The organism is Lutispora thermophila DSM 19022, assembly GCF_900142105.1.
Taxonomy (GTDB): domain Bacteria; phylum Bacillota; class Clostridia; order Lutisporales; family Lutisporaceae; genus Lutispora; species Lutispora thermophila.
Genome location: NZ_FQZS01000044.1, coordinates 1 through 9,229 on the forward strand (window position 1 = coordinate 1; position 9,229 = coordinate 9,229).

Here is a 9,229-nt window from a genome sequence, read left to right on the forward strand (position 1 = left end):
AATCAAGCCATCAAGGCCATCAAGGAAGCAGAAAGCTACAATGGACCATCACTAATAATAGCCTATGCACCATGCATCAATCACGGAATAAGAAGCGGCATGGGAACAACCATAAGACAAGAAGAAAGAGCGGTAAAATCAGGATACTGGCATTTATATAGATTTGACCCAAGATTAAAGGAAGAAGGAAAGAATCCATTCCAATTGGATTCAAAGGAGCCGACAGAATCCTTCATGGATTTCATAAACTCAGAAATAAGGTATACATCCTTAAGAAAGACCTTCCCTGAAACGGCAGATATGTTATTTAAGGAAGCAGAAAAGGATGCAAAAGAGAAGTATGAAAAATATTTAAATATGTCTAAGTTAGGACAATAGTGAAAAATCAAGGCAGATCATTGGTGATCTGCCTTGATTTTTTCAAATGTTCTTGCCATGCAAATGCTGGTTATAATGGGAGTAAAGTGATAATAGCAATTCAATTTAATAACTTTGGTCATTTTTTTGAAAATTCATGAAGGAAAAAGGAAAAAATGTCGAATTATAGGCACGAAAAGGAAATGTTGTCGAATTATGAATAAAAACTTCCTTGGTTTTAATGCCTCAAAAATTTTAATAACTATCGGGAGGTATGCAGAATGAAACTAACAAGTATTAAAACAAAATTAATCTTAACATTCGGTGTATTATTATTTTTTGTTTGCCTAGGGCTTGGAGTCATATCTTATGTAGCATCAACTACTGCATTATCGGACAATATAGACAAATCCTTATCTCAATTGGCGAAAGAGGCGGCCAAGGTTGTTCATGAAAGGGTCGAAACCCAGCTAAATGCTCTAGAGGTATTGGCAGAAAATAATATAATAAAAAGCAATGAGTTATCACTGGAAGAAAAATTGGCAATATTGGAGGGTGAAGCAAAAAGAAGCGGTCATATAAGGATAGGTATAGCAGACTTAGAAGGAAACATTATATATACAGATGGACAAAGTGCCAATATTTCTGACAGAGTGCATTTTCAAGGCCCTATGAAAGGAGAAAGGACCGTATCAGATCCTATTGTAAGCAAGATTAACAACAATGTGATAATATGCTACGGTGTTCCTATTAAAGATAATGATTCAATAATAGGAGTTCTGGTAGCAGCCCGTGATGGAAATGAATTAAGCAATATTGTTGCTGACATAAGCTTTGGAGAAAGCGGATATGCATTCATGATAAATGAAAAAGGTACTACGATAGCCTTTAATGATAGTGAATATGTTTTAAACATGTTTAATGCTTTTGATTATGTTCAAGATGATCCTGAGTGGCAATCCATGGTTGATTTAGAAAAGCAGATGATAGAAGGAAAAGCAGGTGTTGGAGAATATACTTTCCGTGGTCAAACCAACTACATGGGCTTTGCACCGGTAGAAGGTACAAAATGGTCATTAGCCATAACAGCACCAAAATCTGAAGTTATGGCTCATGTAGACAATCTTGCAATGATGATAGTTGTTGTATCTATTATCATTTTCGTGGTAGCTATGGCTATTACATTGCTCATAGCCACGAGTATATCAAAACCTATAAAGATGGCTTCTAACTATATTAGTGTTGTAGCCTCAGGAGATTTTACTAATGAAATTCCTCAAAGGCTGCTTAACATGAAAGATGAAACCGGTGTTTTGGCAAACTCGATTTATACTATGCAAAATTCTATAAAAAGTATTTTGAAAAATGTTATAGAAGGATCATCGGATGTAAGGGAAGCGCTTATTAGTATTAATGATAAAATGGAACAGCTCAATGGAAATATGGAGGCCATATCTGCCACTACAGAAGAACTATCCGCATCAACAGAGGAAATAGCTTCATCAACAGAAGAAATGAATGCTACCTCATCAGAAATTGAAAAAGCTGCAGAATCCATAGCCTCTAAAGCTCAAGAGGGAGTTGTAGTAGCAAGCAATGTGAATGATATGGCTCAGGACATGAAAGAAAGGGTAGCAACATCTAAGGAGGAGACCCTTGAGATCTACGGAAGGACCAAATTTGATCTGGAAAATGCCATTGAGCAATCAAAAGCTGTAAACCAAATCAATGAACTATCCGAAGCGATTTTAGATATAACTTCACAAACCAACTTGCTTGCACTTAATGCAGCTATTGAGGCGGCTAGAGCAGGTGAAGCAGGAAAGGGTTTCGCGGTTGTTGCTGAAGAAATCCGTAAACTGGCAGAAAGTTCGAAGAGCACAGTTACAAGGATACAGGAAGTTGCCAAGGTGATATTAGAAGCTGTGGATAACCTTTCTTCAAGTTCCGGTGAGATTCTGGAGTTTATTGATCATAGAGTGTTGAAAGATTATGAACATCTTGCGGGAGCTAGTGAGAAGTACAGTCAAAGCTCATTTGCCATTAGCAATATCATATCTGATTTTAGTGCTACTTCTGAGGAACTTTTGGCTTCCATACAAAGTATGACCAAGGCGATTGATGAGATGGCCAATGCCTCAAACGAAGGAGCTCGAGGAGCTTCTCATATAGCTGAGGATTCGTCAATTGTGGCACAAATGTCCTATAATGTTATGAAACTGGCAGAATCAGCAAAAGAAAAATCTGATGCTTTGGAAAAAGCAGTTTTGAGTTTTAAAATATAGCTATGTACATAAAGTAAGTGAATGGAATAATTATGTTGATTGAGCATAGGGGAACTGTAACTGATTTAAAAATAAAGATATTGTAATGGTTTTTAGCAAAGGCCTCTGAATATTTTTCTATAATATGGATATGCTATATATAAATAGAAAAATGTGAGGAGGCATTTTTTTGTCATCAAATTTAGAGGTAAAACAGTTTTTAAATATAATACCTAGATTAGTAAGGAAAAAAAAGAAAAATAATTATGAGGAGTTTTTTGCGGCTATTGCTAAGGCTCGTCAGGAATGGTATGATGCGCAAAACTATTTTGAGAATGTGGTGGAAGAAGATTTGGTTGACCACGCTATTTACAAAATGGAAGCTGCAAAGTCAAAATATGTTTATATGATAAAACAAGCAAAACAATATGGAATAAAACTAGATCTATAATTCATATTTTCTTTTACTGTAATTTTGTGTAATATTTTATATATAAAGAAATATATATTATGTAGCTGAGTTTTGGCCAAGTTACAGTAAAAGGAGGAGGCTTAATATGCCCCAAATAGATATTTTTACAATATTGGCCGTGTTTTTGGCCATAGGTGCAATATACATAATAGGCATGTTGTTGGTGATGCCCATTAGAATAATAATCAAATTCATAATCAATGGCATTATAGGAGCGGTCATACTATTCTTTCTAAATGTTTTCGGCGGATTTATCGGTATAAACATAGCAATTAACCCCATAACAGCTTTAGTTGCAGGTTTCCTGGGTGTACCTGGAGTGTTGCTGATTTTATTCCTTCAATACTTTCTATAGTTTACAGGATAAGATAATTTGCCTAAGATTTAAATCAACTCAATGAGGCTCAAGATCATAAAAATATAAAACGACATAAATAAATGGGATTGTGAGATGAAAATCATCTTGCTAATCCCATTTATTTATGCTAAAAACCTTTTTTTATGGGTATTTCACTAGTATAATTTTTGGCATGTGTTTTGCTTTATTATAAGTTGACAAACATTATATGTAAGAGGAGGTTTTTATATGTTTAAGACATTAAAGGAAGCTCAAAGCTTCTGCAAAGAAAAAGGCATAAAAATGATAGATTTTAAGATGATAGACTTGGATGGCAGATGGCGTCATATAACAATTCCTGCGGAGAGATTAGATGAAGGAACCATGGAATATGGTATAGGCTTTGATGGTTCCAATTACGGATATGCTCCTGTAGAGAAAAGCGATATGGTTTTTATACCCAATCTTGCATCTGCAGCCATTGATCCTTTTGTTGATGTGCCAACTCTCAGCATGACAGGGGATGTCTGCATTATTGATAAGCCTCATAACAGACCCTTTGATCAGTATCCTCGCAATGTTGCATTAAGAGCTGAGGAATATATGAGAGAGATTGGCATAGCCGATAAGATGATAATCGGCCCTGAATTTGAATTTCATCTATTTGATCATGTAAGCTTTGAAAATAAGCCAAACAGAGCTTTTTATCACATTGATACTGCTCAAGCTGAATGGAACACTGGAGTGGATCATGAGCAAAACTTCGGCTACCAGGTTCCTAAGAAGGGAGGATATCATATATCTGCACCTCAGGATATTACATATGACCTCCGCAGTCAAATGTGCCTATTGCTTAAGGAATGGGGAGTAGATGTTAAATATCATCACCATGAAGTAGGTGGCTCAGGACAAGTTGAAATAGAAGTTGAGCTTGGCTCTATGACAGAAATGGCAGATAAAACCATGATACTTAAGTATATTGTAAAGAACGCTGCAGTGGCTGCAGGAAAGACTGCCACATTTATGCCTAAACCGCTTTTCGGAGAAGCAGGCAATGGAATGCATGTTCATATTCTGTTGTTTAAAGACGGAAAACCATTATTCTATGATGAAAATGGATATTCAAATTTGAGCGACACAGCGCTATATTTCATAGGAGGCTTGTTGAAACATGTGCCATCCCTGTGTGCATTTACCAATCCGTCTACAAATTCATATAAGCGCTTGGTACCTGGATTTGAAGCACCGGTAACCATAGGTTTTGCAACAGCCAACAGAAGCTCGGTGATTCGTATACCTGCCTATGCTAAGTCTCCTGACAAGAAGCGTTTTGAAATTAGAAATCCTGATGCAACATGCAATCCATACTATGCTTATGCGGCAATATTGATGGCAGGCTTAGACGGAATACAAAACAAGATCGATCCTTCTGAAAATGGCTGGGGACCATATGACTTTAATTTATATGATCTTTCTGATGAAGAAAAAGCTAAGATTAAATCGCTGCCCAGAAACCTAGATGAAGCTTTGGATGCATTGGAAAAAGACCATGAATATCTCACTCGCGGCGGTGTATTCCCAGAAAGATTGATAAAACTGTGGATCAAGAAGAAGAGAGCCGAAAGCGAAGCCTACAATAAATATCCTCATCCCGCTGAATTCGCTCTTTACTATGACCTATAAGAGAAGAGGTTTTCAATTTAAGCCTTTATAACAAATATATAAGTCTTTTCTTGAAATGCATTTGACAAAATATAGTCTTTGGAGATTTATGATTTGTAATGCATTATAAAAATAGGCTCTGTTAAAGAATGGTGTTGATAATATGTTATATTTTAAGGGAACTTGTTAAAAAGTTCCCTTAATTATTATTCAAAGCACATTCTGTAATAATCTATTTTTCGCCTAATAATTCTAATGCTTCATTAGCCATTGTTTAAATATTTACTTGAATATTGTCAGCATTTTTTAACTCTTCTTTAGCATACCACTTGAGTAAATTAGATTCTCCATTGGCTGGTCTTGTTTCATAAGATTTTGTAGTTGCATAATAAACAAAGTCTATATGACAATGCTCTGGAGTTGTTATTTCACCCAAAATTGTGTACATAGGATTTATTAATAGTTTTTCTACTGTTAATTCACAGGATTTCTTTAATACTTTGTTTACTGGGTTATATAGGCTTATTTCTAAACCTGATTCTTCGTATGCTTCACGAATACACGCTTCTTCTGGTAATTCATTAACTTCTATATGACCACCCAAAGGAAGTATCTTTTTAGCCTTTTTATGTGATTGCAATAATACTTTATCTTTATGAACAATAAATACCGAAACTGTAAAATGTCTATCCATATTTATATTTCCCCCTCTAAATTGAACCCCAAAAAGTTTAGTTAATTATAATGCTTTGCTATATTTTATTTTTTCAGCAAAACGTCAAAATACCTTAACGGCATTTTTTACCTTATCTTCAAATTCGTAGTCCATTTCTTCTCTTATGTAGTTATTATTCAATAAAAAGTCTATTCCTGTGGAAGTTATGGAATTGCCGTCCCTTCCTATGTTTTTTTCGATCTTTTCATCCTCTGATAACTTGTCGATGAGTTTTCTTATTTCCATTTCTGATATTTCATAGTAAATCTTATTGAAAAGCGTGTGAAGTGTGCGTCTTCCTGTGTTTATGCCAATCTTATTGCCATAATATATAAGCTTAAGCACCAATTCCTCACCCGTATGTTTTCCATTAACATAATAATCCCTCACTCGGAGATAATCAGGGAGATTATCAAAGGCAAGATAGGATTTGGATATGGTGGTCATATAATTTAGCACGTTTTTCAGTTCTCTTACATTGCCCGGCCATTTGTAATTATTGCAGAATATTTGAAAGTCATTGTAAATATGCCTCATTTTATTCCATTTTTTTAGATAATGTTCTGTTATGACCTTTATATCCTCATAGCGTTTTCTTAAGGGAGGTATTGTAATCTGAAATACATTTAGCCTGAAAAACAAGTCGTGGCGGAATTTGCCTTCTTCCACCAATTTCAATAAATCTCTGTTGGTAGCGGCAATGACTCGCACATCTACAGATATGATGGAATCTCCTCCAACTCGCATGATTTCTTTTTCTTCCAAAGCTCGTAATAACCTTCCCTGGAGATTTAACGGCAAATCTCCTATCTCATCCAAAAAAATCGTACCTTTATTGGCAAGTTCGAAGAGACCAATCTTTCCACCTTTTTTAGCTCCTGTAAAGGCTCCTTCTTCGTAGCCGAAAAGCTCCGATTCCAGAAGGTTTTCCGGCAATGTAGCACAGTTTATTGCCACAAAAGGCTGGGTCTTTCTGTTGGAGTTATTATGTATGGAACCTGCAAAAAGCTCCTTGCCGGTGCCGCTTTCTCCCAGCAACAGCACTGTGGAATCCGATGATGCTATCTGTTTGCATATTTCTTTTGTTCTTATCAACACAGGATCATTTGTTATTAGATCAGAAAAGTCATATTTTGAATAATAACCCTTGCCTATAATCTTTTTATGAATTTTTTGCTGGGTATTAATCATCTCATAATATGGGTTTATCATTATTATTTTTCCATAGTAATTGTTTTCCCGTTCCACGGATTTCATGGAAAGAACCAAGTCATTGCCATTGTATTTTATGAGCTCATCCTTTAATTCTTTATTATTTAAAATTGCATCTATTTTTTCATTTCCGCTAAATAAGCTGTAAATAGAATGATTGAGCAGTTTGTCCATGGGTATGCCCAATATTTCTACAGATTTGCTGTTGGCAAATTCAATCATATCTGCAGCATCTGTTACGATTACACCGTTGGACAGCTGATCTAACAGTATGTTTAGCTGAGCTGCCATTACGCTTTTGTTATCATAGGTTGATTGCAATCCATGCAAGAAGGAAGGTACTTTAAACATATAATTTTTGATGATTTCCTCGGATCTTTCCTTCTCTACTCTAAGAATGGATAAAATATCAATTATGCTTGATATATCAAAAACTCTATGGCCGATTATTATGACTTCTGCATTGATGGGCGGTAGAAATGAATACTTCCGAGGATCTACATTTATTATGTAATCTACATCAGGATAAGTTGGCTTTCCTTCCCAATAGGGATATAAAGTTACATCAGATACACCTAACTGGTAGATTAAAGCAGTAGTTTCATTAGCCATATATTGATTTATATTTACAACCAAGGCGCTTTTGCCAGGAGGAATGCTTTTTATCTTTCTTAACGCTTCTCGTGTTATAGTACGTTTCATCATGAGAGTGGGAGCATTGCATTTTATTATTGAAATGAATTCATTGTGCATTTCAGGATCCGTATATAATATGAGATCAGAAGCTGTTATGGGAGGCAAAGGTTCCATATCCCGATTTCTGTAATCCACCTCAAACAGGTCGCCGAAAATTTTCAATATTTCGTTTCTGAAAAACACGCAGATCTCTTCATCTATTCCAAGAATTGTAATGAGCTTTTTCATATTTTCTCACTCCATAAAGTATTTGTTATGGAACATAATTTAATACTGATTTTGATTGAATTATAACACAATGGTAGAAGCTTTAAAAATATCTCGAATAAAAACCTTTTATTATAATTTTAAAATAATATAGAAGGCTTTTTATGCAAATAATATAAAATGGTATAAAGAAAATGCAGAAAGGATTGATTTTGTAATGGAAGATATGAAAAAGGACAGGGTTATTATTGCAGAACCTGATAAGTACAATAATATTGAAATAAGAAATATAAATTTTGATACCGGTGAAGGTCTGGCAGGCTTTGATGGAAATATGATAGTAGGAGATGCAGAGGATTCAAAGGATATATTTTTCTTATCCATAAGACCGTTGAATGAATCAGAAATAGATGCAGTATGTGATAAGATAGAGGAAATATATAAGGATGAAAAAAAACCTATAAACTTATCCATATATGATGGTATAAATGCAATATATAACTTAAATGAAGAATCCTAAGAAGCATGAAATTAAATAGATGGTTATGCATGCAATTATATAGCTGCAATGTATCATAGCGTTGTGTATCGCAGATGAAAATATTATAAAGTGAGCTTCTAAAGCTATACGATGAGATGGATATTTAAATTGTTATGCAGAAAACCATAAGCAGAAATTACCTTTTGACACTTTGGATAGAACATGATAATATAAAATTCCTGTCGCAAACAGGACGTAAAAAATGGCTATGTAAGCTGACAGGATTAAAGGAAGAAAGTATCCAATAAAAAACATATTGACAGGTACGTTGAGACATGATAAAATAAAATTCCTGCTTCGGCAGGGAGCAAGTCAAAGCATGAAGCAAAATGTCGACAGCATATTTTAATGCTAAGATATAAAATAAAAATGTCGAAAACATATTGACAGTTTGCAAAATGCGTGATAATATAAGATTCGTCGGCGCGGTGAGCTGACGAAGAGAGAGAAATGGACTTTGAAAACTAAACAGTACTAGATGAAAGTAATTCTTTTGAGTAGGATTGAACAAAGAAGAGTTAATTTAGGTAGAAGCTATGACGGAAGTCGTAGGTTAAATAGAATTAACATGAGAGTTTGATCCTGGCTCAGGACGAACGCTGGCGGCGTGCCTAACACATGCAAGTCGAACGGAGATGGTGGGATAGCTTGCTATTTTATCATCTTAGTGGCGGACGGGTGAGTAACACGTGGGCAACCTGCCCTAAAGAGGGGGATAACACCGAGAAATCGGTGCTAATACCGCATGAAATTAGAGTTTCGCATG

At 35.2% G+C, this 9,229-nt stretch carries 7 protein-coding genes, 1 rRNA gene and 1 pseudogene; 7 read left to right on the plus strand and 2 right to left on the minus strand.

The window, feature by feature from the left end; genetic code table 11:
• From BUB48_RS16935 to glnA, 5 genes and pseudogenes are all read left to right on the plus strand, one after another.
• Window positions 1-378 (plus strand): annotated as a pseudogene (locus BUB48_RS16935) (pyruvate:ferredoxin (flavodoxin) oxidoreductase); the annotation flags it as partial.
• A 260-nt stretch (window positions 379-638) separates the two neighbouring features.
• Complete coding sequence (locus BUB48_RS16940; protein WP_073028033.1) at window positions 639-2,642, plus strand: methyl-accepting chemotaxis protein; 2,004 nt, start codon at window positions 639-641, stop codon at window positions 2,640-2,642.
• Between the two features lie 169 nt (window positions 2,643-2,811).
• The gene (locus BUB48_RS16945; RefSeq protein ID WP_175548459.1) at window positions 2,812-3,072 is read left to right on the plus strand and encodes a YaaL family protein; all 261 of its coding nucleotides are present in this window, start codon (window positions 2,812-2,814) and stop codon (window positions 3,070-3,072) included.
• Window positions 3,073-3,178: 106 nt separating this feature from the next.
• Complete coding sequence (locus tag BUB48_RS16950; RefSeq protein WP_073028036.1) at window positions 3,179-3,448, plus strand: pro-sigmaK processing inhibitor BofA family protein; 270 nt, start codon at window positions 3,179-3,181, stop codon at window positions 3,446-3,448.
• 231 nt (window positions 3,449-3,679) lie between these two features.
• On the plus strand, window positions 3,680-5,113 hold the full coding sequence (glnA, locus tag BUB48_RS16955; protein WP_073028038.1) for a type I glutamate--ammonia ligase: 1,434 nt from the start codon (window positions 3,680-3,682) through the stop codon (window positions 5,111-5,113).
• 253 nt (window positions 5,114-5,366) lie between these two features.
• Here glnA and BUB48_RS16960 read toward each other — a convergent pair whose 3' ends face one another.
• Complete coding sequence (locus tag BUB48_RS16960; protein ID WP_073028040.1) at window positions 5,367-5,786, minus strand: NUDIX hydrolase; 420 nt, start codon at window positions 5,784-5,786, stop codon at window positions 5,367-5,369.
• Between the two features lie 84 nt (window positions 5,787-5,870).
• Window positions 5,871-7,943 carry a sigma-54 interaction domain-containing protein gene (locus tag BUB48_RS16965; protein ID WP_073028043.1) on the minus strand — a complete coding sequence of 691 codons (2,073 nt, stop codon included), beginning with the start codon at window positions 7,941-7,943 and terminating at the stop codon, window positions 5,871-5,873.
• A 196-nt stretch (window positions 7,944-8,139) separates the two neighbouring features.
• Here BUB48_RS16965 and BUB48_RS16970 point away from each other — a divergent pair, with 196 nt between their 5' ends.
• Window positions 8,140-8,442, plus strand: a complete 303-nt coding sequence (locus tag BUB48_RS16970; protein WP_073028046.1) for a hypothetical protein — start codon at window positions 8,140-8,142, stop codon at window positions 8,440-8,442.
• A 585-nt stretch (window positions 8,443-9,027) separates the two neighbouring features.
• A 16S ribosomal RNA gene (locus tag BUB48_RS16975) occupies window positions 9,028-9,229 on the plus strand; the annotation flags it as partial.

Excerpts from the sequence above, each read along its gene's own strand:
- BUB48_RS16940 (WP_073028033.1), top strand. The coding sequence starts at position 639 with ATGAAACTAACAAGTATTAAAACAAAATTAATCTTAACATTCGGTGTA.
- BUB48_RS16950 (WP_073028036.1), top strand. The coding sequence starts at position 3,179 with ATGCCCCAAATAGATATTTTTACAATATTGGCCGTGTTTTTGGCCATA.
- glnA (WP_073028038.1), top strand. The coding sequence starts at position 3,680 with ATGTTTAAGACATTAAAGGAAGCTCAAAGCTTCTGCAAAGAAAAAGGC.
- BUB48_RS16960 (WP_073028040.1), bottom strand. The coding sequence starts at position 5,786 with ATGGATAGACATTTTACAGTTTCGGTATTTATTGTTCATAAAGATAAA.
- BUB48_RS16965 (WP_073028043.1), bottom strand. The coding sequence starts at position 7,943 with ATGAAAAAGCTCATTACAATTCTTGGAATAGATGAAGAGATCTGCGTG.
- BUB48_RS16970 (WP_073028046.1), top strand. The coding sequence starts at position 8,140 with ATGGAAGATATGAAAAAGGACAGGGTTATTATTGCAGAACCTGATAAG.